Origin of the sequence: Azospirillum sp. A26, assembly GCF_042604635.1 — a bacterium.
Lineage (GTDB): Bacteria > Pseudomonadota > Alphaproteobacteria > Azospirillales > Azospirillaceae > Azospirillum > Azospirillum palustre.
In genome coordinates this window covers 1,294,939-1,319,576 of sequence record NZ_CP170472.1, presented here as the reverse complement: position 1 = coordinate 1,319,576, position 24,638 = coordinate 1,294,939, and the positions used below count along the sequence as shown (strand labels likewise).

Here is a 24,638-nt window from a genome sequence, read left to right as displayed (position 1 = left end):
CCAGCATTACGACTGGGCGGCGGGGTTCACGATCGGCTCCCCGAGGGGGGCCATGCCATGAAGGAGGACCGCCATGCGTCACGGCGTTTCGGGACGTAAGTTCAGCAAGACCAGCAGCCACCGCAAGGCCATGTTCTCGAACATGGCGAACGCGGTGATCAAGCACGAGCAGATCACCACCACCCTGCCGAAGGCGAAGGACCTGCGTCCGATCGTCGACAAGCTGATCACGCTCGGCAAGAAGGGTGGCCTGGCCAACCGTCGTCTGGCTTTCGCCCAGCTGCGCGACAACGAGACGGTGACCAAGCTGTTCACCGTCCTGGCCGACCGCTACAAGGACCGTCAGGGTGGCTACAGCCGCGTCCTGAAGGCCGGCTTCCGCTACGGCGACGCCGCCGACATGGCGGTGTTCGAGCTGGTCGAGCGTGACGTTGCGGCCAAGGGTCAGAACTCCGGCCCGACGCAGGACGTCGCCGAGGCCGAAGGCGAGACCGCCGAGTAACATGACCGGCAATCGCGCCGGTCTCACGCCCTGTGCGGCATTGGGTCCCAGGGCCCCGTATCGCACAGGACGGGATCGCCGATATCGGTGATATATTAGGCCCTTCCTCCGGTTCGCCGGAGGAAGGGTTTTCTCATTTGTGGCCGGTCAAATGTTGCGTTCTCTTTACACACGCCTCCAGCGCCTGTCCGCCCGCGACGATGCCGTCTGGTGGATGTCGGCGATCTCCTTCGCCGAAAGCTCCTTCTTCCCATTGCCGCCGGACGTGATGCTGGTGCCGATGTGCCTGGAGAAGCCGAAGAGGCTGTGGTTCTACACCAACATCTGCGCCTTCGCGTCGCTGCTCGGCGGAATGCTGGGCTATGCGCTGGGATTCTATCTGTTCGAGAGCGTCGGGCGGATGATCATCGACTTCTACAATGCGCAGGAGTCGTTCCAGCATTTCCAGGAGATGTTCTCCGAGTTCGGCCCCTGGTTCCTGATCCTGAAGGGGGTGACGCCGATCCCCTACAAGCTGCTGACGATCACCGCCGGCTTCGCCCATCTCGACCTGACGGTCTTCATCCTCTGTTCCATCGTCGCGCGCTTTTCCCGCTTTTACATGATCGCCATTCTGCTGCACTTCTACGGCCCGCAGGTTCAGCACATCATTGAAAAGCGCCTGATGCTGGTGGCCACCGTCCTGCTGGTCGTGGTGGTCGGCGGCCTCCTCAGCTTCAAGTTCGTCTAACCGGGCCCTCTAGATCGGTCCAGGCCGATCAGTCCGGCATTCCCTGGTCCTGGCGGTCGCGCCGGGACGGGGGCAGGGCGTCGCGGTCGGCGCGGTCGCGGCGTACGATCAGCACGATGGCGACCGCCACGAACAGCCCGCCCAGCAGCGGCACGATCATCTCGCCCATGCCGATGTTGGGCAGCGCCAGCACGCGCGAGGCCAGCATGACGAGTCCGAGGACGAGCAGCGCAAGCAGCAGCCGCAAGGACCGGTGGCGCGCCGGGTTGCGTGTCGGTCTGCCGTCCGATTCCGGTGTCATTTCAGTCATTCCCTTCTTGCTACGGTTATCGGCATAGTGGGGACCGAATGGGGGATGGTCCAGAGGGGTGTGGCATTCCGTCATGCCAAAGGCCATTCCCACAACAAGAACAATAGGAGCCGTCGTGGCTATGTTCCGTCCGGTTCGTCTCGTTGCCCCGCTCGTGGCCGTGGCCCTGCTCGGTCTGTCGGCCTGCGCCGATCCGGCCTCGCGCCCCGCCGCCGGCCCGGCGCCCACCGTTACCGTGGTCCCGGGACCGTCCACCCCGCGCGCCGGCGCCGACGACCAGTCGCTGCGGATCGACGGGGGCACCGGTGCCGGCGCGTCCTGCCAGGCCCAGTGCGAGCGCAGCCACAATTCCTGCATGGACTCGGTCGCGGCCCGCAACCAGGGCGGCATCGACCGCACCGACTCGACTCCCTTCAGCCCGACCGACAATTGCAGCTACCAGCTGAAGCAGTGCTACCAGCGCTGCACCTCGGTGCGCTGAGGCGGCGGTCATGGCAAAGCGCGGCGAGTCGGGCGGGGATGCCGGGCTGTTCTCTGCGGCGGCTCCCCGTCCGCTCGCCGACCGGCTGCGCCCGCGCACGCTGGACGAGGTCGTCGGGCAGGACCATCTGCTTAAACCCGACGGCCCGCTGGGCCGCATGGTCGCGGCGCGGCGGCTGGCCTCTATGATCCTGTGGGGGCCGCCCGGCTGCGGCAAGACCACCATCGCCCGCCTGCTGGCCCACAGCACCGATCTGCATTTCGAACCGCTGTCGGCGGTGTTCTCCGGTGTTGCCGACCTGCGCAAGGTCTTCGACGCCGCGCGTGCCCGCCGGGTGGCGGGGCAGGGGACGCTGCTGTTCATCGACGAGATCCACCGCTTCAACCGGTCCCAGCAGGATGGCTTCCTGCCCTTCGTCGAGGACGGCACCGTCACGCTGGTCGGCGCCACCACCGAGAATCCGTCCTTCGAACTGAACGCCGCCTTGCTGTCGCGGGCGCAGGTGTTCGTGCTGAATCGGCTGGACGACACGGCGCTGGAAAAGCTGCTGTCGCGGGCCGAGGCGGAGATGGGCCGGCCGCTGCCGCTGGACGCCGATGCGCGTGCCGCGGTGAAGGCGATGGCCGATGGCGACGGCCGTTTCTGCCTGAACCTGTGCGAGGAGCTGTTCGCGCTGCCGGGCGAAACGACACTCGACACCAACGCGCTCGCCGCCACCATCCAGCGCCGCGCCCCGCTCTACGACAAGTCGCAGGAAGGGCACTACAACCTCATCAGCGCCCTGCACAAGTCGCTGCGCGGATCCGATACCGACGCTGCCCTCTATTGGTACAGCCGCATGCTGGACGGCGGCGAGGACCCGCGCTACATCGCGCGGCGTCTGACCCGATTCGCGGTGGAGGATATCGGGCTGGCCGACCCCAATGCCCTGACCCAGGCGGTTGCCGCGTGGGAGGCCTATGAACGGCTGGGCAGCCCGGAGGGCGAACTGGCCCTGGCACAGCTGGTCATCTATCTGGGGACGGCGCCGAAGTCGAACGCCGGCTATACCGCTTACAAGGCCTCTATGCGGACGGCGAAGGAGACCGGCTCGCTGATGCCGCCCAAGCATATCCTGAACGCGCCGACAAAGCTGATGAAGACAATCGGCTACGGCAAGGGATACGAATACGACCACGACGCGGCGGAGGGCTTCTCCGGCCAGAATTATTTCCCCGAGGGGATGGCGCGGCGCGAGTTCTACCAGCCGGTGGAGCGCGGTTTCGAACGCGATCTGCGCAAGCGGCTGGACTATTGGGCCAAGCTGCGCGAGCGGCGGGGAGAGGAATAAGCAAAGCGATTAGGCAAAGAGATTTCGCCCCGTCCTGCGCCGACGCGCGGGACAGGGCGAACGACTTGCCCGGAAACAAGAGGTTCTTACGCCGCCATCCCATCGGCCGGGGCCGAGGCGATCAGGCGGTAATGGCTGGTGTCGGCGAGGACCGAACAGCTCAGGGTCTTCGAGACGCCCTCGTCCTCGGTGCTGACGACGCGGGCGTGGGGGATGCCCAGCAGGTTGACCGTTGCCGTCACCCGCCAACCGCGGCCGCCGGCGCTGCCGACCGGTTGGAAAACCTGCCCGATCTGGACATGCTTCTTGCTCATGACGGAAAACCCTCGGACGGCCGGTCACCCATGGGGGAGCCGGCCTGTTGCGCAAAACTCAACCGACAGTTAAGCGCAGCAACATGTCGCGATCAACAGGGAAACCGTCGAACATCCCACAGGCCGGTAAACGCACGGTGAAATGTCACGGCCCGCCGGCGTATCAGCAGCCCGATTTCGGCAGAGCCTCGATCTTTTCCAGCACGGCGTTGACGGTGAAATCGCCATAGTCGATCTGCATGGACTCGGCGATGCCGTTTTCCAGCAGATGCAGGCTCATCTCATATTCCGGCTGGGCCGAATCGCTCTGCACCGGGAAGAAGGCCATGCGGACCGGCCAGGCCTTGCCCACCTTCAGCAGCGGATCCTTTGCCGAATCCTTCGGCGCGCCGGGCTTGCCGATGACGGTCGACACCTCGGTCGGGCCCTCCGCGTCGGACCCGTCGAAGATGGTGCGGGTGAAGAAGGGCTCCTTGCGTTCGGCATGATCCAGGATCGCCAGTGTGTGGGCGGTCGGGAACATGGTGCCGGCCGGCAACTCCATCTCCTGCGGATCGGGCTTGGTGAACTGGGCGCTGCCGGCGCCGCCTTCGCTCAGGTTCGCCTCGCCGCGCACCTCCTCGTCGACCTCGCCATTCACCAGCTTGCGGACGTTGAAGCGGTAGCGCAGGCCGTTCTTAGCCTCCCACGTCGTGTAGTTGGTGTTCATCGCCATGTCCTCGCCCTCGCTGTAGACGAAGCGCAGCTGGAAGCGCTGCTCCGTCGTCCAGCCGTCGCAGGCGTCGGCCCATTCGAACATCATGCGGCCACGGACGTCGCTGACCTTCGAGCCGTTGCGCGCCGACCCCAGCGACATGGCGTAGATTGCCCGGTGAGGCTGGATCTTGGCCGCCACCGCCGCCAGCGAGGTCGCGGCCGGCTGAGCCAGGGCAGGGGAGGCCGCGAGAAGCGCACCGGCGGAAACGGCGGCTGCGAAGACCGCACCAACGGTTGCCGGGAGGGCAGAGAGACGGTCGAGCAAGACGGGATCCACAGGTGATTGACGGCTCTTGGTGGAGTATGGGTGTTTTTGCCGCGGTCCGAAAGGCCCGCCACCCGAATGTCCTATCAATGGAAGGGAACCGCCGGAATGACAAGCCCTGCCGAGGTGCAGCCAGTGACGCAGTCGGACAGTCCCGCCGCCAACCCCTCTGCCCGGCCCGTGCTGCTGCTGACCCGCCGCCTTCCCGACGCGGTGGAGGCGCGGGCGTCGCGCGACTACCGGGCGGTGCTCAACCCGGAGGACCGCGCCTTCAGCGGACAGGAGATCGCCGCCCGCGCTGCTGAGGTCGGGGCCGATGCCGTGCTCTGCTGTGCCGGCGACCGGCTGGACGCCGCCGCCATCGCCGCCCTGCCGCAAAGCGTTCGGGTGCTGGCGACCTTCTCGGTCGGGACCGACCACATCGACCTGGAGGCGGCGCGCGCCCGCGGCCTGACCATCACCAACACGCCTGACGTGCTGACCGACGCCACTGCTGACATTGCCCTACTTCTGCTGCTGGGCGCGGCGCGGCGCGCCTCGGAGGGCGAGCGGATGATCCGGGCCAACGCCTGGACCGGCTGGACTCCGACCCAGCTGATGGGCACCCATGTCGGGGCCAAGCGGCTGGGCATCGTCGGCATGGGCCGCATCGGGCAGGCAGTGGCGGCCCGCGCCCGCGCCTTCGGCATGACCATCCATTACAGCAACCGCCGCCGCTTGGCCCCGGAGCTGGAACTGGGCGCCACCTATCACGCCGATCCCGAGGCGATGCTGCCGGTGTGCGATGTCCTGTCGCTTCATTTCCCGGCCACGGCGGAAACCCGACATTGGCTGAACGCCGACCGGATCGAGCGGCTCCCGCCCGGCGCCATCCTGATCAACACCGCGCGTGGCAGCGTCGTGGACGACGGCGCGGTGATCGACGCGCTGAAGCGGGGGCGTCTCGCGGCGGCTGGGCTCGACGTGTTCGAGAACGAGCCGAACCTGCATCCCGGCTATCGCGACCTGCCCAACGCCTTCCTGCTGCCGCATCTTGGCAGCGCCACGGTGGAGACGCGGAACGCCATGGGGTTCAAGGCGCTGGACAATGTCGACGCGGTGACGGCCGGCCGGCCGGCGCCGGACCGGGTGGTGTGATGGGCGGGTGGAGCCTTTTGCCGGCCGCCCTCCGCTGCCCACGCTTCCCGGCAGGGATTTCCTGCCCCGAACGATTGGAGTGGGCAGAAGATGCCGGTCTGGTGGGTAAGAGGCTCCACCCCTGCCGGATGATCCACCGGCGCAATCCGCCGGAAATGCATAAAATGCTTGGTATCTCCGGGGTGCTGCGGGTTGGCACGGGGGTTGCTTAGAGGAAGGCGAAGTGTTCCGACCTTCATCAGAGGAGCCGACCCCATGAACGCCATCGTCGCCGCCCTGGACCTGAAGCATCATGCCGCCGACCGTTTCGACGTGCCGGCAGGCTGGTCACCGGTCGCGCTGGCCTCGCGCGTCGGGCTTCTGCGGGGGACCGAGCGCCAGGCGCTGGACGAGACGATCGCGTTGCTTGCCGAAGCAAAGGATACGATCGCCGAGTTGCAGGAGCGTGTCGCCTACCTGGAAAGCCTGACGATGACGGACGAGCTGACCGGCCTCCTGAACCGGCGCGGCTTCTACAGCCACTTCCGGCGCGAACTGGCCTCGGCCCGGCGCAACGGCACCGCCGGCGGGCTGCTGGTCATGATCGACCTGGATGGCTTCAAGGCCATCAACGACACCCACGGCCATGTCGCCGGCGACGCCTATCTGCGGCAGGTGGCCCGGATGATCGTCGGCAATGTCCGGCAGGAGGATGTCGTCGCCCGGCTGGGCGGCGACGAGTTCGTCGTGCTGCTGACCAACACCGACACCGCCAACGGCCTCGCCCGCGCCCGCCAACTGGCCGCCATCGCCGACGCCACCCATGTGGAATGGGGTGGCCAGACCCTGCCGGTCCGCTTCTCCGTCGGCACCCAGCCCTATGGCGCCGAGGACAGCGAGGACGAGGTGATGCGCCGCGCCGACGCCATGATGTATGGCGCCAAGGGCGCCCGCCGCCGCGACGCCAAGCGCAAGGCGAAGCGGGCGGCCTGAGAAGGCCAGCCCTGCCCGCAGTTGCTGTTCAGGACAATCGAGACCGCCCGCGTCCGCCGCGGGTGGTTTTCCGTTTTCCGACAGGGCGATCGCAGTCCGATAAGGGATGCCGGCCAGCGGTTCGGTAACGACTATTTAACCGTCGCGACCTAATCAGAAAGGGGGTATACCGGATCTGCGGTCCCGCGACCGCGCCTTCGGCCTGCCGGGGGAAGCGCGTCCGCGGTGCGCAAGGTGCGGCATCGGACCGCGTGAACGGGACAGCGTGAACGCGGGGGTCACACCCAGGGAGGATGCATGCCAGCGGAGCCGTGCGGACCATTGGAGACCGGTGGTAAGCCGACCAAGACCGTCCTCATCGTCGAGGACAACGAGCTGAACATGAAGCTCTTTCATGACCTGCTCGAGGCGCACGGCTATGGCACGCTGCAGACCCGCGAAGGCATGGAGGCGATGCGTCTGGCGCGCCTGCACCGTCCCGACCTGATCCTGATGGACATCCAGCTGCCCGAAGTGTCGGGGCTGGAGGTCACCCGCTGGATCAAGGACGATCCGGAGTTGAAGAGCATCCCGGTCGTCGCCGTCACCGCCTTCGCCATGAAGGGCGACGAAGAGAAAATCCGCCAGGGCGGCTGCGAGGACTATGTTGCGAAGCCCATCTCGGTCGTGAAATTCCTTGAAACAGTCAAAAAGTTTCTCGGATAAGTCGCTTTCATCTGTGCCAATTCTGCAGGATTTCCCTTCCGATGTCCGCGCGTGTCCTAGTTGTCGATGACGTTCTGCCCAATGTGAAGCTGCTCGCGGCAAAGCTGACGCGCGAATACTTCAATGTGCTGACCGCCTTCAACGGACCCGACGCGCTGGAGATGGTGCGGAAGGAATCGCCCGACATCGTCCTGCTGGACGTCATGATGCCGGGCATGGACGGGTTCGAGGTCTGCGAGAAGATCCGTTCCGACCCCGCCACCATGCACATTCCGGTGGTGATGGTCACGGCGCTGTCCGACATCGCCGACCGCGTCCGCGGGCTGGAGGCGGGAGCCGACGATTTCCTGACCAAGCCGGTGAACGACATCGCGCTGTTCGCGCGCGTCCGCTCGCTGGTGCGGCTGAAGATGATGATGGACGAGTGGCGCCTGCGCGAAACCACGTCGGGCCAGTTCGGCGTCATCGAGCGCAGCGGCACCATGCTGAGCGAGTCCTTCGAGCGCGCCAGCGTGCTGGTGCTGGAGGATTCCGCGCTCGACCTCGAAAAGGTCACCGACACGCTGGAGCGCGACCACAACACGGTGACCTCTGCCGACACCTGCGCCAAGGCGCTGGAACGTGCGCTGGGCAGCCCGCTCGATCTGGTGGTGGTCAGCCTGACCCTGCTGAACGAGGACGGGCTGCGGCTCTGTTCGCAGCTGCGCTCGCATGAACGCACCCGGCAGGTGCCGATTCTGCTGATGGTCGATGACGGCGACCTGGGGCAGGTGGCGAAGGGGCTGGAACTCGGCGCCAACGATTACGTCATCAAGCCGGTCGACCGGAACGAACTGCTGGCCCGTGCCCGCACCCAGATCCGGCGCAAGCGCTATCAGGAACGGCTGCGCTCCAATTACGAGCAGAGCCTGTCGATGGCGCTGACCGACAGCCTGACCGGCGTCTTCAACCGCCGCTACGTCAACGCCCATCTGCCCCGGCTGCTGGAGCGCGCCATCGACAGCCACAAGCCGGTGTCGGTGCTGATGTTCGACATCGACCACTTCAAGGTGGTCAACGACACCTACGGCCACGCCATCGGCGACGAGGTGCTGCGCGAGGTCTCCGCCCGGGCCAGCCGCAACCTGCGCACCTTCGACCTCGTCGCCCGGCTGGGCGGCGAGGAATTCATCGTCATCCTGCCGGACACCGACGGCGAAGCGGCGCTGATCGTCGCCGAGCGCCTGCGCTCGCGCATCGCCGACTTCCCCTTCGCCGTCTCGGCCGACCGCGGCGAGATCAACGTGACGGTGTCGATCGGCATCTCCATCGGCGGCCGGCTGGGCGATACCGCCGAGGGTCTGGTCCGCCGTGCCGACGAGGCACTGTATGAGGCCAAGCGTTCGGGCCGCAACTGCGTGATCGCCGACGCCCGCGCCGACCAGTTGGAGGGTTGAGGGGCGGACCAGACGTCCGCACCTCTTTTTCGTCCCCTTGCTGTCCCTGCTGCGCCGCACCATGTGGCAAAGCCGTTCCTTTCCACCGGCATCATTGGGGATCAGATGCTCGCCACCGCCAGCGGCGCCATCACCCATCTGGGCAGCAGCAGCCTTCTCGTTCCACTGTCCGCCCTCTATGCGACCGCGCTGTGGCGGCACCACTCGGCGCCGCTGGCGCTGCGCTGGCTGCTGGCCCTGGCGCTCTGCCTTGGCGCGATGGTCGTGCTGAAGCTGATCGGGCATGGCTGCGGCCTGCCGGACTTTCCATTGTTCCCCTCGCTGTTCGCCGGCGACCGCTTCATCAGCCCCAGCGGCCATGCCGCCTTTTCCGCCGTCTTCTACGGGTCGGTGTCGGCGCTGGCCGCGCGCAATGCTGACTCGCGCTGGCTGCGCATCGGCTTGCCGCTGGCGGCGGTGGCGCTGGTGCTGGCCATCGGGGCCTCGCGCGTCGCCGTCTCGGCCCATTCCGGGGCGGAGGTGGTGGCCGGGCTGACCATCGGCGGGCTGTCGGCCCTGCTGTTCCTGTGGAGCAGCCGCAAGGACGGCGCCCCACGGCTGCGTCCCTCTCCCTGGCTGGCGGGTGCGATGGTGCTCGGGCTCGCCCTGCTGGTCCATGCCGGCGACCCGTCCTTCGTGGAGGGGACCATCCGCTGGGCCGCCCATCAGCTCGGCAGCGGGGCCGGCCTGTGCGAGCTGGCCGGCTGCGTCTTTCCCGGCAGCCGCGGATAAGTCACCAACCGGGGTGAAGCCGGCGGCGTCCTGTGTTATGACGGACGGCCGCGCACGGTCCCGCCAACACGGCGCCGTGCACGTCGATGCTTAAGCCAAAGGCTTGCGCTGCGCCGCGTAAGATCCTATACCGACGCCCCGTTTCCGTTCCGTTCCATTTCCGCACCCGATCCATCCAAACTGCCCTGGTCACCCCCGCACCGCATGTCGCTCTTCGATGCCTTGCCGCGTGGCCCTTCGTCGGGTGGCGCCGCCGTCCCCTTCGGTCAGGATGACCTGACGCGCGTCTTCGATGCCAAGACGCTGCAGCGCAGCCGCACGCTGATGATGACGGGTGCGGTGACGCTGGGTGCGCCCGGCAGCGACCGGATCGAGGCCGAGGTCAGCGATCTCGGCCGCCGGCTGTCGGTGACGGTCACCCCGGTGCAGGGCAAGCGCAGCGTGGTGCTCGACCGCACCTGTTCCTGTGGCCGCAACGCCTGCGCCCACATGGCGGCGGCGGCGATGCTGGCGCTGGAAAGCCGTCCGGAATGGCGCCGAGCCTCCCTGTTCGACGTTGCCGATGTGAAGGCGCCGCTCGTCCCGCCTCCTTCTCCGCCGCCGGTTCCGGTCGCATCCCCGCCGGCGGCCGCCGTACAGCCATCGGCGCCTCCTCCCGTGCCGCCGGCTGCTCCCAAACCGCCGCTCACCCTGGTCCGCCCGCCGGTTCCGCCGCCGGTCCGCAGCGTGGCGCCGCCCCCGCCACCACCTTCGGCCCCGAAACCGGAGCCGGAGCGCAGCCTGCGCTGGATTCTGGAGCCGGGGCAGGGCGATGTCGCCTGCTACATCCTGGCGGAGTTCGTGGCGGAGGGGGCGGCCGACAGCAGCCCCGCCACCCCGCGCGACGTGCTGGCCAAGGCGCCGCGCTCGCTGGACGGCGATGCCGACCGCGCCATCGCCCGGCTGCTCGGTAGCGGCGGCACCGAGCGCACCCCCGTCGCCAAGAGCCGGGGCGAAGTGGTGGACCGCCTGCTGCGCCGCCTGCTCTCCACCGGCCGCCTGCGCTGGCGCGACGGCACCCCGCTGGCCGAGGCGCCGGGCCGCACCGTCCGCACCTTCCGCGACCCGGCCACGCGCAAGCTGCGCCCGACCGGCCTGCCCGAACGCAGCGTGCTGGTGAAGGGCCAGTCCTATTGGTGCGTCGACAGCGCCACCGGCACCGTCTTCCCGGTCGATCTCCAGGTGGTGGAGGTGCCGAAGGCCAAGCCGGTCCCAGCCGCCCCGCCACCGCCGCCGGTGCCATCGAAGGCGACCCCGTCGCGCCTGTTCGGTCCGTCGCGCAGCGGTGCTCCGTCGATGCCGCGCATCGCCCCGCCGCCTTCCATCGCCACCCCCAGCTTCCGCGACAGCGGCATTCCCGGCGTGCGCAGCGGGGCGGCGGATGCCGCGGCCATCGTCGAGCGCTCCCCCCGCATCATCGCCCGCCTTGGCCGCGTGGTGACGCCGGCCGATGGGCTGGTCGACGTGCTGCGCCTGTCCTTCGACTATGGCGAACCTGGCAATGCGGTGGAGATCGAGCCCGACGACCAGCGCCAGTTCGCCCGCTACGAGGATGAGTTCAACGAGGTCACCTTCGTCCGCCGCGACAAGGCCGACGAGCAGGCGGCGCTGGACCGGCTGTCCGGCCTCGGCTTCGCCCAGGCGCGGATCGAGCCGCCCAAGGGTGCCTTGAACGCCCGCGGCTCGCGCGTCCACTGGCTGACCGGGCGGGACGTCGAGGAGCGTTGGCAGCATTTCCTGACCAACGAGGTCCCCGCCCTGACCAAGGCCGGCTGGATCATGGAGGTCGGCGCCGATTTCGGCACCAAGGTGATCGAGCCGGGCGCCGAGGTCGAGGTCGCCGTGCGCGATGCCGGCGACGGCTGGTTCGACCTGGATGTCGGTGTCGAGATCGACGGCGAGCGCCAGCCGCTGCTGCCGATCCTCGCCCGGCTGGTGGAGAAGGGCGGCCTGTCGACCACCCGGATCATCGACGGCCGCGCCCACATCGTTCTCGACGACGGCAACGTCCTGGCCTTGCCGGCCGAGCGGATCGAGCGACTGCTCAGCGTTCTGGAAGCGATGCTGGACAGCGGGCGCAGCAGCGGCGACCGGCTGAAGGTGCCGCTGGCCGAGGCCGACTCGCTGCTGGACATCGACGACCTGATCGCCCGGCGCGGCGACGAGACGGCGCAGATCGACGGCTATCTCCAGCGCCTGCGCGCCGACGAGATGCCGGGCGACATGACCCCGCCGCCGGGCTTCAAGGGCGAACTGCGCGACTACCAGCGCGGCGGCCTCGCCTGGATGCAGAGCCTGCGCGCCAACAACGTCGCCGGAATCCTGGCCGACGACATGGGGCTCGGCAAGACCGCCCAGACGCTGGCCCACATCGCCATGGAAGAGCATGAGGGCCGGCTGACCGAGCCCTGCCTGGTGGTGGTGCCGACCAGCCTCGTGCCGAACTGGGTGGCGGAATCGGAACGCTTCACCCCGCATCTGCGGGTGGTGGTTCTGCACGGCGTCGACCGCCACGGCAAGCTGTCGGAGATCGACCGCGCCCACATCGTCGTCACCACCTATGGCGTGGTGGCGCGCGACGTCGACCTGCTGAAACGCCTGACCTGGCACATGATCGTGCTGGACGAGGCGCAGGCGATCAAGAATCCCGACGGCAAGGCGACCCGCGCAGTGGCGGCGCTGCCGGCGCGGCACCGGCTCTGCCTGTCCGGCACGCCGGTGGAGAACAATCTGGGCGAGCTGTGGAGCCAGTTCGCCTTCCTGATGCCGGGCCTGCTGGGCGACCGCAAGGAGTTCGGCAAGCGCTACCGCGTGCCCATCGAGAAGCGCGGCGACAACACCCGCGCCAACCTGCTGATGCGTCGCATCCGCCCCTTCCTGCTCCGCCGCACCAAGGAGGCGGTGGCGAAGGAGCTGCCGCCGAAGACCGAGGTGGTGGTGCGCATCGACCTGGAACGCGACCAGCGCGACCTCTACGAGACCATCCGCCTGTCGGTGAACGAGACGGTGCGCGCGGCGCTGGCCGCCAGCGGCAAGGGGCTGGGCCAGAACGCCATCGCGGTGATCGACGCGCTGCTGAAGCTGCGACAGGTCTGCTGCGATCCGCGCCTGCTGAAATCCATCGCGGCGCTCGGCGGCAAGGCGCGGCCGAGCGCCAAGCTGCATGCCCTGACCGAGATGGTGAAGGAGATGGTGCCGGAGGGCCGGCGCATTCTGATCTTCTCGCAGTTCACCAGCATGCTCGACCTGATCAAGCTGGAGCTGGAGAAGGCCAGCATCCCCTACGTTGAGCTGACCGGCCGCACGCTGGACCGCGCCGAACCGGTGAACCGCTTCCAGAACCGCGAGATCCCGGTCTTCCTGATCAGCCTCAAGGCCGGTGGCCGCGGCCTGAACCTGACCGCCGCCGACACGGTGATCCACTACGATCCCTGGTGGAACCCGGCCGCCGAGGATCAGGCGACCGACCGCGCCTATCGCATCGGCCAGGACAAGCCAGTCTTCGTCTACAAGCTGATCGCTGCCAATACGGTGGAGGAGCGCATCCTCGACCTCCAGCGCCGCAAGGGCAGCCTGTCCGACGCCACCATCGAGGGCAAGGGGCTGGTCAGCGCGCTGGACGGCGGCGACATCGACTATCTGCTCGGCGACGGCGACGAGGAGTAGGGGGACGCTTGTTCGATGGAAAGGGCGGCGCCATCTTTTTGTGCAAATTCCCTATCAATTTAGAAGATTTTAGTGGCTGTCCCACAAAGGTAATTGTTGAAATCCTCTGCCGCATGTCGTCTCATCCTTCCTGCCTTGCAGGTTCCCCGTGTTGCCCGCAGGCCCGGCGCGGTAAGCTGCCCGCGGTGCGCAACCGAAATCCGGAAGCCGAAGTCGCACGGGAGGACAACAACCATGAGCGCCGCAGTCGCCACCCACGATCCCAATCAGCCGCTGGTCCTGCGCGAGGATCGCGACGGGATCGCCACGCTGACGCTGAACCGGCCGAAGGCGCGCAATGCGCTGTCGGTCGGGCTGATGGCGGCGTTGCAGGACGCGCTGGATGCCATCGACGAGGATCGCTCCGTGCGGGCCGTGGTGCTGGCCGGGGCCGGCGGGGCCTTCTGTGCCGGGCACGACCTGAAGGAGATGCGCGCCGCCCCGTCGCGTGAGCTGTACGAGGCGCTGTTCATCCAATGCTCGCGCCTGATGCTGACGATCAACCGCATCCGCCAGCCGGTGATCGCCAAGGTGCGTGGCGTGGCGACCGCCGCCGGCTGCCAGCTGGTGGCGACCTGCGATCTGGCCTATTGCGAGGAGGACGCGCGCTTCGCGACTCCGGGCGTGAACATCGGGCTGTTCTGCTCGACGCCGATGGTGGCGCTGACCCGTGCGGTCGGGCGCAAGGCGGCGATGGAGATGCTGCTGCTGGGCGACCTAATCGATGCCGAGGAAGCAGAGCGCATCGGCCTCGTCAACCGCGCGGTGCCGGCCGACCAGCTGGACGAGGTGGTGGACGGCGTCGCCGCCAAGATCGCGTCGAAGTCGCCGCTGACGCTTGCCACCGGCAAGGAGGCTTTCTATCGCCAGATCGATCTGGACGTGGAAGGCGCCTATGCCTACGCCGCCAAGGTGATGACCGAGAACATGATGGCGCAAGACGCCGCCGAGGGCATCGACGCCTTCCTCGGCAAGCGCACGCCGGTCTGGTGCGGGCAATGAGCGGCTCCGGGACGAGCGACCAGACGATCACCGAGCCGGCCGACTACACCGACGCCTTCCTGCGCGGCGTCCTGGAAAGCGCGAAGAGCATCGCCGTGGTCGGCGCCAGCGCCGATCCGGTGAAGGCCAGCTACTTCGTGATGAAGTACCTGCGCGACAAGGGCTACACCGTCATCCCGGTCAACCCGAAGATGGCAGGGCAGACCATCCTCGGCTTGGCCGTCTACGCCAGCCTGGGGGATTTGCCGGAGCCGCCGGACATGGTGGACATCTTCCGCAACTCCGCCGCCGCCGCCGGGGTGACGGACGAGGCGATTGCCGCCGGGGCCAAGGTGGTGTGGATGCAGCTTGGCGTCCGCAACGACGAGGCGGCGGCACGGGCCCGGGCTGCCGGCCTGACCGTGGTGATGGACCGCTGTCCGAAGATGGAAATCCAGCGACTTTACGGCGAGATCGGCCGGATCGGGGTCAATTCCAACGTGCTGGTGACGCGTCGCAGGGCACCGACGAAATCGTTCAAAAAACTGATCTGAAAAACTGGGGGAATCACACAGATGACTGAGCAGAAGAGCTTCGGCTTCGAGACCCGCGCCATCCATGCCGGTGCGGCACCCGATCCGGCGACCGGCGCCCGCCAAACGCCGATCTACCAGACCACCAGCTTCGTCTTCGAGAATGTCGACGATGCCGCCTCGCTGTTCAACCTTCAGAAGGTCGGCTTCATCTACTCCCGCCTGACCAACCCGACGGTGGCGGTGCTGGAAGAGCGTCTCGCCAATCTGGAAGGCGGTGCCGGCGCCACCGCGACCTCGTCGGGCCATGCCGCGCAGCTGCTGGCCCTGTTCCCGCTGATGGCGCCGGGCGACCACATCGTCGCCTCGAAGAAGCTCTATGGCGGCTCGCTGAACCAGCTCGGCATCAGCTTCCCGCGCGCCTTCGGCTGGCAGCCCAGCTTCGTCGACACCGACACTGTCGACAACGTCAAGGCGGCGCTGACCGAGAAGACCAAGGCGATCTTCGTCGAGAGCCTCGCCAACCCCGGCGGCGTCGTGACCGACATCGAGGCCATCGCCAGGATCGCCGACGAGGCCGGCATTCCGCTGATCGTCGATAACACGCTGGCGACGCCCTACCTGATCAACCCGATCCAGTGGGGTGCCACGCTGGTGGTGCATTCGACCACCAAGTTCCTGTCCGGCAACGGCACCTCGGTCGGTGGCGTGGTGGTGGACAGCGGCAAGTTCGACTGGAGCAAGTCCGGCAAGTTCCCGGCGCTGAGCGAGCCCGACCCCGGCTATCACGGCCTGCGTTTCCACGAAACCTTCGGCCATCTGGCCTTCACCATCCACGGCCATGCCGTTGGCCTGCGCGACCTGGGGCCGAGCCAAGCGCCGATGAACGCCTTCCTGACGCTGAACGGCATCGAGACCCTGCCGCTGCGCATGCAGCGCCACGCCGACAGCGCGCTGAAGGTGGCGACGTTCCTGGAAAGCCATCCGGCGGTCGGCTGGGTCAGCTATGCCGGGCTGGAGTCGTCGAAGTACAAGGATCTGGCGAAGAAGTACCTGCCGCGCGGCGCCGGCGCGGTGCTGACCTTCGGCGTCAAGGGCGGCTTCGAGGCCGGCGTGAAGGTGGTGGAGAGCGTGGAGCTGTTCAGCCACCTCGCCAACATTGGCGATGCCCGCTCGCTGATCATCCACCCGTCCTCGACCACCCACCGCCAGCTGTCGGCGGAAGCCCAGGCCTCGGCCGGCGCCGGCCCCGACGTGATCCGCCTGTCCATCGGGCTGGAGACGCCGGAGGACATCATCGCCGACCTCGATCAGGCGCTGAACAAGACGCTGGGCTAAGCTTCGGAAAACCGGCGGCGGGTCACTCCGCCGCCGGCAGCGGTTCCGCCACCGGTTCGGCCTTGCGGCGGTCGTCGGGCAGCAGCAGGGCGGCGGCGAAGGCCATGGCGGCAAGCGCCGACAGGGTCAGATAGAGCAGGGTGAAGTCGCCGGTGCGCTCATAGACCCAGGCGACCAGCTGCACCGCCAGCGGACCGGCGCCGAAGGACAGGATGTATTTGGCGCCATAGGCAAGCCCGCGATGCTTGTCCGGGGTGTAGCGGGCCAGCAGCATGTTCTCCGCTGGGATCTGCGTCTGCGAGGCGATGACCACGAAGGCGGCGGCGGCGACCAGCGGCAGTTCAGCCAGGACGGCCACCGCGGCCATCAACGGAATCTGGGCCAGCAAGCAAAGGACATAGACCCGCTTCAGCGAATGCCGGTCGGCCAGCACGCCGCCGATCATCTGCGGCAGGGCGGAGATCAGGTAGACCGCGGTCACCAGCCCGCCGACACCCAGCGTGCCGGTGCCGAGCCAGCCGCCCAGCCGGGCCTCGAACAGCTTGGGCAGCACCACCTGCATGGCGTTGAAGATCAGCCCGGCGCAGACCATGGTCAGCGACAGCACGAAGAAGGCGCGCACCACGTCGCCGCGCGACGGCTTGGGCTGCGGCTTCACGTCGGCATGGCGGTCCTGAACCACACCGGTCATCATCAGCAGCGCCAGCACGACGCCCAGCACGAGGCAGATCGCACCGGGAATAATGAAGGCCATGCGCCAGTTCAGCCACTGCGTCAGGCTGCCGGCGACCACCGCGGCGGTGGCGACGCCGAAGGTGCCGAACAGGCCGAGCCAGCCCATCGCCTTGCCGCGGTTCTCGGCATTCGCCATCATCCAGGCCATGCCGACGGGGTGGTAGATCGACGCCCCCAGCCCCAGCAGGGCCAGCGACCACATCAGCATCTCCGGCCCATCCGAGAATCCGGCCAGAACCGCTCCGCCGCCGGTCATCAGGTAGAAGACGGCGATCATGCCGGCCGAACTCCAGCGGTCGCCCAGCCAGCCGGCGAGCGGTGCCCCCAGCCCGATCATGAAGGCGCCCAAGGTCCACAGCCGGATCAGCTCGTCATAGGAGAGCTTCCATTCGGTCTCCAGCGCCAGCACGATGGTCAGGAACAGCGCCGACACGATGTGCATCAGCGAATGCCCGACCCAGGCGAAGCCGACGGACAGCCGGGCCGATGTCGGCGACGGCAGGGCGGCGCTGGCGGATGGGTGGCTCATCGAACGTCTCCGGCCCCGGATTTGTCGTCACGGGGGAATGTTTTGCAGGCAAGCGAAGGGCAAGGCTGGCACGGGATGGTTGAACCGTCCAATGCGCCCGTCTCATGGCGGGCATGCCTGGAAGGCTCCGGATCAGTCGTTCACGTTCCCGCGCATCTTCTTCACCTCCGACCGCTTGGCCTTGCCTTCAAGCCGACGTTCCTTGGACCCCTTGGTCGGCTTGGTCGGGCGGCGGGGCGGCGGGGGAGGGGCGGCGGCTTCGCGGATCAGGTCGATCAGCCGCTCGCGGGCGTCCTCGCGGTTGCGCATCTGCGAGCGGTGGCGGTCGGCCACCAGGATCAGCACGCCGTCCTGGGTCAGACGTGACCCGGCCAACCGTTCCAGCCGGTAGCGGACCGGATCGGGCAGGTTGGGGGAGTTGCGCACGTCGAAGCGCAGCTGGACCGCGGTCTCGGTCTTGTTGACGTGCTGTCCGCCGGGACCGGAGGCGCGGATGAACTCCTCCTGCAACTCGCTTTCGTCCAGGCTGATGCGGGGATTGACCCGGATCATGCCGGACTCTCAAGTGGGCTGCGGGCGCGGAAAGCGCGGGCCAGCGCGGCGAAGCCGGCGACGTCGATCTCCTCCGCCCGTGCGGTCGGGGCGATGCCGGTCTCCTCCAGCAGCGCCTCGGCACTGCCCAGAGACTTCAGGCTCTGGCGCAGCATCTTGCGGCGCTGGCCGAAGGCGGCGGCGGTGACCTGCTCCAGGGCGCGCCAGTCGGCCGGTTCCGGATTGGCCCGCGGGGTCAGGTGGACGACCGTCGATTCGACCTTGGGCGGCGGGGTGAAGGCGCGCGGCGGCAGGTTGAACAGCACGCGGGCGTCGGATCGCCATTGCGTGATGACCGACAGCCGGCCATAGGCCTTGCTGCCCGGCTTCGCCACCAGCCGGTCGGCGACCTCCTTCTGGAACATCAGCGTCAGGCTGACATAGGCCTCGATCCGCGCCAGCCAGCCGAGCAAAAGCGGTGTGGCGATATTGTAGGGCAGGTTGGCGACGATGGCGCGCGGAGCCGGCGCCAGCTCCTCCGGGTCGACCGTCAGGGCGTCGGCCTCGACGATGGACAGGCGGCCCTGCGAGGCCTCGATGACGTCGGCCAAGGCTTCGATGAAGCGGCGGTCGCGTTCGATGGCGATGACCTTCACCGCGTTGGTTGCCAGCAGCGCACGGGTCAGGCCGCCGGGACCGGGACCGACCTCGATGGCGGTGGTGCCGACCGGCAGGTTGGCCGAGCGCGCGATCCGTCCCGTCAGGTTCAGGTCGAGCAGGAAATTCTGCCCCAGCGACTTGCGCGCCTCCAGCCCGAAGCGCGCGATCACGTCGCGCAGCGGCGGCAGGGCGTGCGGGTCGAACGCAGCCGGAGTGGGGGCGGGAGCGGCGGGGGCGGAGATCGGGTCGGTCATCCCCGACTTATAAGGCATCCCCCGCGCGCTTCACCAGACGGCAGTTTGCAACAGGGGCCAATGCGGGGGTCAGATCAGGCGGCGCAGAGCCACCACGGCCACCACGCCGGCCACCACCGCGACCACCATCGGCACGCGCCGGGCGATCAGGCAGACGAAGGCGGCGGCCAGCGCGTCGGACGGGCGCGACAGCGCGGCCGGTGCCACCAGGGCCACCAGCACCGCGCCCGGCGTCGCCTCCAGCGCCGCATTCGCTGCCGAACCCAGCCGCACCCGCGCGATCAGCCACGGTCCGCCGATCCGCGTCATCCAAGTGACCAGCGCCCCGCCCAGCACGATGGCGAAGACGCTCCAGTCCAGATTCAGGGCCTCAGCCATTGCGAATCCTCCCTTGCCCCTTCGCTTGAAGGGCCGCGACCGCCCCGCCGGCCACGGCGCCGGCCAGGATGTGCCAGGTTCCGCCGGACGACAGCGCATGGACGGTCAGTGCGGCGGCGGCACTCGCCAGCCAGGGCGGCAGGGATCCGACTCCGCGCCAGAGCCCGGCCAGCAGGCAGAGGAAGACGGCGATGAAGGTGAAATCTAGTCCCCAGGCGGCGGGGTCGGCGATCAATGTGCCGGCCAGCGTCCCGGCCACCGTGCTGGACAGCCACGCCAGATAGAGCGTCGCCGCCACGCCGTACCAGTAGGCCAGCGACAGCTCCGGCCCACGGCGCAGGGCCAGCGCCCACTGCTCGTCGGTCATGAAGAACAGCGCCAGCCCCGCCCGTGCCCGGGACACGCCGCGGAAGCGCGGCTCCAGCGTCGCCCCCATCAGCAGGTGGCGCAGATTGACCAGCAGGATGGCGCCGACCACCGCCAGCCCGGCGCTGCCCTTGTCCAGAAGCTCGACCGCGACGAACTGTGAGCTGCCGGCGAAGACCAGGGCGCTCATCAATCCCATGTCCAGCGCCGACAGGCCCGCCTTGGCGGCGAGGCTGCCCAGCAGGAAGCCGAAGGGGATGGCGCCCGCCACGATGGGCAGGCTGTGGACGACTCCCGACGCGAATTCCTGCCGCGGGGATGCCGGTATGGCGAAGCTGCCCGTGCTCATTTCCGTGCTCATGGGTGGGAAGCTAGGCGGCTGCGGCGCGCCCGTCTTGGATGGGATTGCTGCCGCGGCGGTATTGGCCGGGAGAGACGCCGACCCGTCCCTTGAACACACGGTTGAAATGCGCCTGATCGCAGAAGCCGCAAGCCAACGCGACGTCGGCCAGCGGCAGGAGGCCCGCAAGCAGCCGCTTGGCCTGGGCGACCCGCCGGTCGGTCAGATAGCCGTGCGGGGTCGTGCCCACCGCCGCCCGGAAGACGCGCAGCAGATGGAAGCGGCTGAGCCCGGCCGCCTCCGCCAGATCGGCCAGTTCGACCGCGCTGTCGAGATGCGCGTCCAGATACTCACGCGCACGGCGGACCGCAGCCGGCTCCCGTCTCGCCTCGCGTGGCCGCGCCGTCAGGTCGCCATGGCGCAGTGCCAATGCTGTGAAGGCGCGCAGCGCATCGGTGTCGGTGCGCAGCGGTTCGCGGTATGGCCCCTCCAGCCCATGGTGCAGGCCGCGCAGGATCTGGAACAGCTCCGGGTCGTCCAGTTCCATGGCGGAGAAATGCGGTGCGGCGGGACGGCCCAGCGCATCGGCCATCGCCTGTTCGAACAGCGCCACCGACGGATAGAACATGCGGTAAGCATAGCCGTCCGCCGCCGGGCGGCCGTCATGCAGAACGTCCGGATCCAGCACCACCACCTGTCCGGCCCGCGCCACCCGTTCGGTGCCGCGGCAGCGGTAAAGCTCGGTCCCGGCGGTGATCACGCCGACCACATAGGTCTCGTGCGTGTGCGGGGCGTAGCTGTGGCGCTGGAAGCGGGCGTTCAGGCATTCCATGCCGTCGAAACGCGCCTCCCGCCACAGCCGGGCGAAGTCGCCGCGGGCTGGCGCCTGTGGTAGTGCCGATTGCTGGTCCATGCCGCAGTCTAACAGGCGGGCGCCCCGGTCGTCTTGGACAGGATTGCTGGCGGCAGCCTCATGCGGGTGGCGCGTTACACACTGTTACACAGCGTCAGCTTGGCCGATATCGTCCGGTTACAGTCGCGCGTGATCATGGCCGCCAACAAGAAACGACACCGGATCGAGAGCGACTGCCATGACCGTTTCCAACGTGACCAATTCCAAAAGCTCCGATGCCAATACAAGCATTTCCAGGACCATGACCCGCGACGTGGTGACGCCCGTCACCATCGTCACCTTCGTCGTGTCCACCGTGACTGGCGTCATGTTGCTTCTGCACTGGAACGCCGGGCTGGTGCGGTTTTCGCACGAATGGCTGAGCGTGGTGTTTTCCGCCATCGCACTCTGGCATCTGGCGAAGAACTGGCGGGCCTTCCTGGGCTATCTGAAGCGGCACGCCGCCCGTGCGGCCTTCGCCGCCAGCCTGATCGTCTCGGTGGTCTTCACCGGCATGACCGGCACCACCGGCGGCGGCGGTGCCAATCCGGGGGCAGTGTTCGGCGCCCTGTCCGGCGCCCGGCTGGAAGCCGCCGCTCCGGCGCTGGGGCTGGCGCCCGACAAGGCGGTGGAGGTGCTGAAGGCCGCGAACATCGACGCTGCACCGGGCGAGACGCTGACCGTGATCGGGGAGCGCGCCGGGAAGACCGGTGCGGCCATCGCCAGCATGCTGGCGGCGAAACGGCAACGCTGAGGGGCGCGGAAGTCCCCCTCTTCCCGATGGGAGGAGGGGGAAATTGCCGGGGTGGCGAAGGCGGTTACGACGCCTTCGCGGTCTTCTTCTTCGGCGCGTCGGCTTCGGCAGGCGCATCCTTCGCCGCCTTGGCCTTGGTCGCCTTCTTGGCGGCCGGCTTCTTGGCCGCAGCCTTCGCCGGGGCCTTCGCCTTGACGGGCTTCTCCGCCTCGGCACCGTCGGCCTTGGCCGGCTCGGCGTCCTTGGCCGCCTTGCCGCCCTTCTTGGCGGCATCCTTGGCAACCTTGGCGTCGATCAGTTCCAGCGCCTGTTCCAGCGTGACGCTGTCCGGCTCGGTCCCCTTCGGGATCGAGGCATAGACGCTGGCGTGCTTCACATAAGGTCCGAAGCGGCCCGACCCCATGGTGATCGGCTTGCCGGTCTTCGGGTGATCGCCCAGCGTCTTCGCCGGGGCCGACGCCTTCTTGGCGGCACCGGCCAGCAGGTCGACGGCGCGGTTGATGCCGATGGACAGCACGTCGTCGTCGGGCGTCAGCGACTTGTAGACGCTGCCATGCTTCAGGTAGGGACCGAAGCGGCCGATGCCGGCGCTGATCTCCTCGGCGGTTTCCGGATGGTTGCCGATGACGCGGGGCAGGGCCAGCAGCTTCAGTGCGGTGTCGAGATCGACGTCGGCCGCGGCCATGCCCTTGGGCAGGGAAACCCGCTTGGGCTTCGGCGCCTCGTCCTTCTTCTTTTTCTTCGCCTTCGGCTTCTTGCCGTCCGCCGCAGGCTCCTCCGCGGGCGGCTCCTCCACCGGAGGGGTGGCGGCAGCGGGCGCCGGGCCGAGCTGGATGTAGGCGCCGTAGGGGCCGCGGCGCACCGTCACCGGCAGGCCGGTCTCCGGATCGTTGCCCAGCTCGCGCGGGCCTTCCTGCGCCTCGCCGTTCTCGTCGTTGGCGACGGCCAGCGGCCGGGTGTAGCGGCATTCCGGATAGCGCGAGCAGCCGATGAAGGCGCCCATCTTGCCCAGCTTCAGCCCCAGCCGGCCTTCGCGGCAGACCGGGCAGACGCGCGGGTCATGGCCATCCTCGGTGGCGGCCGGGAAGAAATGGGCGCCCAGCTCGTTGTCGAGCGTGGTCAGCACCTGGGTGATCGTCAGGTCCTTGGTACCGTTCACCGCCACGTCGAAGGCGGTCCAGAAATCGCGCAGGACGGTCTTCCAGTCGATCTTGCCGTCGGAGATTTCGTCCAGCTGGTTCTCCAGCTCCGCCGTGAAGTTGTACTCCACATAGCGGTGGAAGAAGTTCTCCAGGAAGGCTGTGACCAGCCGGCCGCGGTCTTCGGGGATGAAGCGCCGCTTGTCCAGCCGCACGTAATTGCGGTCCTGCAACACCTGAAGGATCGAGGCGTAGGTGGATGGGCGGCCGATCCCCAACTCCTCCAGCTTCTTGACGAGGCTCGCTTCGGAATAGCGCGGCGGCGGCTGGGTAAAATGCTGTTCCGGGACGATGTCGCCGCGGGAAAGATCATCGCCCTGGTCCATGGCCGGCAGGCGGCGTTCCTGCTGGTCGTCCTCGGCCGCGTCATCGCGATCCTCCTGATAGACCTTCAGGAAGCCGTCGAACACGACGATGGAGCCGGTGGCGCGCAGCACCACGTCCTTGGACGGGCTGGCGATGTCGACCGCCACCTGATCCAGTACGGCGCTTTCCATCTGGCTGGCCAGCGTGCGCTTCCAGATCAGCTCATAGAGCCGCAGCTCGTCACTTCCCAGATAGCCGGCCACCGAGTCGGGGCGGCGGTGCAGGTCGGTCGGCCGGATGGCCTCGTGGGCCTCCTGGGCGTTCTTGGCGGCGGTCTTGTAGACGCGCGGCTGGGCCGGAACATAGCGCTCGCCATAGTGCGATCCGATCAGGCCGCGGGCGCCGTCGATGGCCTCCTGCGACAGGCTGACGCCGTCGGTTCGCATATAGGTGATGAGGCCGACCGTCTCGCCGCCGATGTCCACGCCCTCATACAGCTTCTGTGCCGTGCGCATGGTGCGGGTGGCGCCGAAGCCCAGCTTGCGCGAGGCCTCCTGCTGCAGGGTGGAGGTGGTGAAGGGCGGCGACGGGTTGCGGCGGCTCTGCTTGCGCTCCACCGTCGAGACCGCGAAGGCCTGCGGGCGGATCCGCGCCACCGCGGCCTCGGCGGCCTCGCGGTTGGGCAGGCCGAACTTGTCGAGGCGCTTGCCGTCCAGCTGGGTCAACGACGCGGTGAAGGAGGAACCGGCCGGCGTGGTGAAGCCCACCGCGATCGACCAGTATTCCTGCGGCTTGAAGACCTCGATCTCCGACTCGCGTTCGCAGATCAGGCGCAGCGCCACCGACTGCACGCGGCCGGCCGATTTGGAGCCCGGCAACTTGCGCCACAGCACCGGCGACAGGGTGAAGCCGACCAGATAGTCCAGGGCGCGGCGGGCCAGATAGGCGTCGACCAGCTCCTGCGACACGGCGCGCGGGTTGGCCATGGCGGTCTGGACGGCCGACTTGGTGATCTCGTTGAAGGTGACGCGCTGGACGTCGCGGTTGTCGGACAGATGCTTTTCGCGAAGGAGTTCGGACAGATGCCAGGCGATGGCCTCTCCCTCGCGATCCGGATCGGTTGCGAGGTAGATGCGGTCGGCCGACTTCACCGCCTTGGCGATCTCGTCGATGTGACGCTTGGAGCGGTCGCCCAGTTCCCATTCCATCGCGAAGTCTTCGTCCGGGCGCACCGAGCCGTCCCGGGCCGGCAGGTCGCGGACATGGCCGAAGCTGGCGATGACGGTATAGTCGTCGCCCAGATACTTGTTGATGGTCTTCGCCTTGGCCGGCGATTCGACGATGACGACGTTGCTGCCCGGCAAGAAACCAGCCCTTCGCGTATGCCCA

General features: G+C 68.1%; 24 protein-coding genes. 14 read left to right on the top strand and 10 right to left on the bottom strand.

The window, feature by feature from the left end:
* The first annotated feature begins 73 nt into the window (after positions 1 to 73).
* The gene (rplQ, locus tag ABNQ39_RS06715) at positions 74 to 502 is read left to right on the top strand and encodes a 50S ribosomal protein L17 (protein ID WP_098739537.1); all 429 of its coding nucleotides are present in this window, start codon (positions 74 to 76) and stop codon (positions 500 to 502) included.
* A 151-nt stretch (positions 503 to 653) separates the two neighbouring features.
* Positions 654 to 1,232: a YqaA family protein gene (locus ABNQ39_RS06710; protein WP_098739538.1), complete on the top strand. Its 579-nt coding sequence runs from the start codon at positions 654 to 656 to the stop codon at positions 1,230 to 1,232.
* Between the two features lie 28 nt (positions 1,233 to 1,260).
* Here ABNQ39_RS06710 and ABNQ39_RS06705 read toward each other — a convergent pair whose 3' ends face one another.
* Positions 1,261 to 1,533 (bottom strand): hypothetical protein, encoded by a 273-nt coding sequence (locus tag ABNQ39_RS06705; protein ID WP_098739539.1) that lies wholly within the window; start codon positions 1,531 to 1,533, stop codon positions 1,261 to 1,263.
* Positions 1,534 to 1,657: 124 nt separating this feature from the next.
* On the opposite strand from ABNQ39_RS06705, the gene ABNQ39_RS06700 reads away from it, so the two are divergent.
* Positions 1,658 to 2,023 carry a hypothetical protein gene (locus ABNQ39_RS06700; protein WP_146255487.1) on the top strand — a complete coding sequence of 122 codons (366 nt, stop codon included), beginning with the start codon at positions 1,658 to 1,660 and terminating at the stop codon, positions 2,021 to 2,023.
* Positions 2,024 to 2,033: 10 nt separating this feature from the next.
* Positions 2,034 to 3,353, top strand: coding sequence for a replication-associated recombination protein A (locus ABNQ39_RS06695; protein WP_376959597.1), 1,320 nt, complete (start codon positions 2,034 to 2,036; stop codon positions 3,351 to 3,353).
* Between the two features lie 86 nt (positions 3,354 to 3,439).
* Here the strand turns inward: ABNQ39_RS06695 and ABNQ39_RS06690 are convergent, their stop codons facing one another.
* Entirely contained in the window at positions 3,440 to 3,667 is a 228-nt protein-coding gene (locus ABNQ39_RS06690) for a hypothetical protein (RefSeq protein ID WP_098739542.1), read from the bottom strand.
* Between the two features lie 163 nt (positions 3,668 to 3,830).
* On the bottom strand, positions 3,831 to 4,688 hold the full coding sequence (locus ABNQ39_RS06685) for a cell envelope integrity EipB family protein (RefSeq protein WP_376959596.1): 858 nt from the start codon (positions 4,686 to 4,688) through the stop codon (positions 3,831 to 3,833).
* Between the two features lie 108 nt (positions 4,689 to 4,796).
* Between ABNQ39_RS06685 and ABNQ39_RS06680 the strand changes: the two genes are divergently transcribed.
* The 9 genes from ABNQ39_RS06680 (at position 4,797) to ABNQ39_RS06640 (ending at position 16,305) form a co-directional block, all read left to right on the top strand.
* Entirely contained in the window at positions 4,797 to 5,825 is a 1,029-nt protein-coding gene (locus ABNQ39_RS06680) for a 2-hydroxyacid dehydrogenase (protein ID WP_376959595.1), read from the top strand.
* Positions 5,826 to 6,080: 255 nt separating this feature from the next.
* On the top strand, positions 6,081 to 6,797 hold the full coding sequence (locus ABNQ39_RS06675) for a GGDEF domain-containing protein (RefSeq protein WP_376959594.1): 717 nt from the start codon (positions 6,081 to 6,083) through the stop codon (positions 6,795 to 6,797).
* Between the two features lie 297 nt (positions 6,798 to 7,094).
* Positions 7,095 to 7,502, top strand: coding sequence for a response regulator (locus tag ABNQ39_RS06670; protein ID WP_098739544.1), 408 nt, complete (start codon positions 7,095 to 7,097; stop codon positions 7,500 to 7,502).
* A gap of 41 nt (positions 7,503 to 7,543) precedes the next feature.
* Complete coding sequence (locus ABNQ39_RS06665) at positions 7,544 to 8,938, top strand: PleD family two-component system response regulator (RefSeq protein ID WP_376959593.1); 1,395 nt, start codon at positions 7,544 to 7,546, stop codon at positions 8,936 to 8,938.
* Positions 8,939 to 9,043: 105 nt separating this feature from the next.
* Entirely contained in the window at positions 9,044 to 9,709 is a 666-nt protein-coding gene (locus tag ABNQ39_RS06660; RefSeq protein ID WP_376959592.1) for a phosphatase PAP2 family protein, read from the top strand.
* Between the two features lie 204 nt (positions 9,710 to 9,913).
* Positions 9,914 to 13,414 (top strand): DEAD/DEAH box helicase, encoded by a 3,501-nt coding sequence (locus ABNQ39_RS06655; protein ID WP_376959591.1) that lies wholly within the window; start codon positions 9,914 to 9,916, stop codon positions 13,412 to 13,414.
* Positions 13,415 to 13,648: 234 nt separating this feature from the next.
* Positions 13,649 to 14,455 (top strand): enoyl-CoA hydratase, encoded by an 807-nt coding sequence (locus ABNQ39_RS06650; RefSeq protein ID WP_376959590.1) that lies wholly within the window; start codon positions 13,649 to 13,651, stop codon positions 14,453 to 14,455.
* Positions 14,452 to 14,988, top strand: coding sequence for a CoA-binding protein (locus ABNQ39_RS06645; protein ID WP_376959589.1), 537 nt, complete (start codon positions 14,452 to 14,454; stop codon positions 14,986 to 14,988). The genes ABNQ39_RS06650 and ABNQ39_RS06645 overlap by 4 nt, the downstream gene beginning before the upstream one ends.
* Before the next feature lie 21 nt (positions 14,989 to 15,009).
* A complete protein-coding gene (locus ABNQ39_RS06640; protein ID WP_376959588.1) occupies positions 15,010 to 16,305 on the top strand; it encodes an O-acetylhomoserine aminocarboxypropyltransferase in 1,296 nt (431 codons plus the stop codon).
* A gap of 22 nt (positions 16,306 to 16,327) precedes the next feature.
* Here ABNQ39_RS06640 and ABNQ39_RS06635 read toward each other — a convergent pair whose 3' ends face one another.
* From ABNQ39_RS06635 to ABNQ39_RS06610, 6 genes are all read right to left on the bottom strand, one after another.
* Positions 16,328 to 17,569: an MFS transporter gene (locus tag ABNQ39_RS06635; protein ID WP_376959587.1), complete on the bottom strand. Its 1,242-nt coding sequence runs from the start codon at positions 17,567 to 17,569 to the stop codon at positions 16,328 to 16,330.
* 132 nt (positions 17,570 to 17,701) lie between these two features.
* Complete coding sequence (gene arfB, locus ABNQ39_RS06630) at positions 17,702 to 18,121, bottom strand: alternative ribosome rescue aminoacyl-tRNA hydrolase ArfB (RefSeq protein WP_376959586.1); 420 nt, start codon at positions 18,119 to 18,121, stop codon at positions 17,702 to 17,704.
* Positions 18,118 to 19,014, bottom strand: a complete 897-nt coding sequence (gene rsmA, locus ABNQ39_RS06625; RefSeq protein WP_376959585.1) for a 16S rRNA (adenine(1518)-N(6)/adenine(1519)-N(6))-dimethyltransferase RsmA — start codon at positions 19,012 to 19,014, stop codon at positions 18,118 to 18,120. The genes arfB and rsmA overlap by 4 nt, the downstream gene beginning before the upstream one ends.
* A gap of 69 nt (positions 19,015 to 19,083) precedes the next feature.
* Positions 19,084 to 19,392 (bottom strand): AzlD family protein, encoded by a 309-nt coding sequence (locus ABNQ39_RS06620; protein ID WP_376959584.1) that lies wholly within the window; start codon positions 19,390 to 19,392, stop codon positions 19,084 to 19,086.
* Entirely contained in the window at positions 19,385 to 20,107 is a 723-nt protein-coding gene (locus tag ABNQ39_RS06615; RefSeq protein WP_376959583.1) for an AzlC family ABC transporter permease, read from the bottom strand. Before ABNQ39_RS06615 ends, ABNQ39_RS06620 begins: the two co-directional genes overlap by 8 nt.
* Before the next feature lie 22 nt (positions 20,108 to 20,129).
* Positions 20,130 to 21,011 (bottom strand): AraC family transcriptional regulator, encoded by an 882-nt coding sequence (locus tag ABNQ39_RS06610; protein WP_376959582.1) that lies wholly within the window; start codon positions 21,009 to 21,011, stop codon positions 20,130 to 20,132.
* Positions 21,012 to 21,189: 178 nt separating this feature from the next.
* Between ABNQ39_RS06610 and ABNQ39_RS06605 the strand changes: the two genes are divergently transcribed.
* The gene (locus tag ABNQ39_RS06605; protein WP_376959581.1) at positions 21,190 to 21,744 is read left to right on the top strand and encodes a DUF4405 domain-containing protein; all 555 of its coding nucleotides are present in this window, start codon (positions 21,190 to 21,192) and stop codon (positions 21,742 to 21,744) included.
* A 64-nt stretch (positions 21,745 to 21,808) separates the two neighbouring features.
* On the opposite strand, the gene topA is transcribed toward ABNQ39_RS06605, so the two are convergent.
* The gene (gene topA / locus ABNQ39_RS06600) at positions 21,809 to 24,613 is read right to left on the bottom strand and encodes a type I DNA topoisomerase (RefSeq protein WP_376959580.1); all 2,805 of its coding nucleotides are present in this window, start codon (positions 24,611 to 24,613) and stop codon (positions 21,809 to 21,811) included.
* Positions 24,614 to 24,638: the final 25 nt, after the last annotated feature.

What these genes read in the sequence shown, in the direction of transcription:
- rplQ (WP_098739537.1), top strand. Translation starts at nt 74, where the DNA reads ATGCGTCACGGCGTTTCGGGACGTAAGTTCAGCAAGACCAGCAGCCAC.
- ABNQ39_RS06710 (WP_098739538.1), top strand. Translation starts at nt 654, where the DNA reads ATGTTGCGTTCTCTTTACACACGCCTCCAGCGCCTGTCCGCCCGCGAC.
- ABNQ39_RS06705 (WP_098739539.1), bottom strand. Translation starts at nt 1,533, where the DNA reads ATGACACCGGAATCGGACGGCAGACCGACACGCAACCCGGCGCGCCAC.
- ABNQ39_RS06695 (WP_376959597.1), top strand. Translation starts at nt 2,034, where the DNA reads ATGGCAAAGCGCGGCGAGTCGGGCGGGGATGCCGGGCTGTTCTCTGCG.
- ABNQ39_RS06690 (WP_098739542.1), bottom strand. Translation starts at nt 3,667, where the DNA reads ATGAGCAAGAAGCATGTCCAGATCGGGCAGGTTTTCCAACCGGTCGGC.
- ABNQ39_RS06680 (WP_376959595.1), top strand. Translation starts at nt 4,797, where the DNA reads ATGACAAGCCCTGCCGAGGTGCAGCCAGTGACGCAGTCGGACAGTCCC.
- ABNQ39_RS06675 (WP_376959594.1), top strand. Translation starts at nt 6,081, where the DNA reads ATGAACGCCATCGTCGCCGCCCTGGACCTGAAGCATCATGCCGCCGAC.
- ABNQ39_RS06670 (WP_098739544.1), top strand. Translation starts at nt 7,095, where the DNA reads ATGCCAGCGGAGCCGTGCGGACCATTGGAGACCGGTGGTAAGCCGACC.
- ABNQ39_RS06665 (WP_376959593.1), top strand. Translation starts at nt 7,544, where the DNA reads ATGTCCGCGCGTGTCCTAGTTGTCGATGACGTTCTGCCCAATGTGAAG.
- ABNQ39_RS06660 (WP_376959592.1), top strand. Translation starts at nt 9,044, where the DNA reads ATGCTCGCCACCGCCAGCGGCGCCATCACCCATCTGGGCAGCAGCAGC.
- ABNQ39_RS06655 (WP_376959591.1), top strand. Translation starts at nt 9,914, where the DNA reads ATGTCGCTCTTCGATGCCTTGCCGCGTGGCCCTTCGTCGGGTGGCGCC.
- ABNQ39_RS06650 (WP_376959590.1), top strand. Translation starts at nt 13,649, where the DNA reads ATGAGCGCCGCAGTCGCCACCCACGATCCCAATCAGCCGCTGGTCCTG.
- ABNQ39_RS06645 (WP_376959589.1), top strand. Translation starts at nt 14,452, where the DNA reads ATGAGCGGCTCCGGGACGAGCGACCAGACGATCACCGAGCCGGCCGAC.
- ABNQ39_RS06640 (WP_376959588.1), top strand. Translation starts at nt 15,010, where the DNA reads ATGACTGAGCAGAAGAGCTTCGGCTTCGAGACCCGCGCCATCCATGCC.
- ABNQ39_RS06635 (WP_376959587.1), bottom strand. Translation starts at nt 17,569, where the DNA reads ATGAGCCACCCATCCGCCAGCGCCGCCCTGCCGTCGCCGACATCGGCC.
- arfB (WP_376959586.1), bottom strand. Translation starts at nt 18,121, where the DNA reads ATGATCCGGGTCAATCCCCGCATCAGCCTGGACGAAAGCGAGTTGCAG.
- rsmA (WP_376959585.1), bottom strand. Translation starts at nt 19,014, where the DNA reads ATGACCGACCCGATCTCCGCCCCCGCCGCTCCCGCCCCCACTCCGGCT.
- ABNQ39_RS06620 (WP_376959584.1), bottom strand. Translation starts at nt 19,392, where the DNA reads ATGGCTGAGGCCCTGAATCTGGACTGGAGCGTCTTCGCCATCGTGCTG.
- ABNQ39_RS06615 (WP_376959583.1), bottom strand. Translation starts at nt 20,107, where the DNA reads ATGAGCACGGGCAGCTTCGCCATACCGGCATCCCCGCGGCAGGAATTC.
- ABNQ39_RS06610 (WP_376959582.1), bottom strand. Translation starts at nt 21,011, where the DNA reads ATGGACCAGCAATCGGCACTACCACAGGCGCCAGCCCGCGGCGACTTC.
- ABNQ39_RS06605 (WP_376959581.1), top strand. Translation starts at nt 21,190, where the DNA reads ATGACCGTTTCCAACGTGACCAATTCCAAAAGCTCCGATGCCAATACA.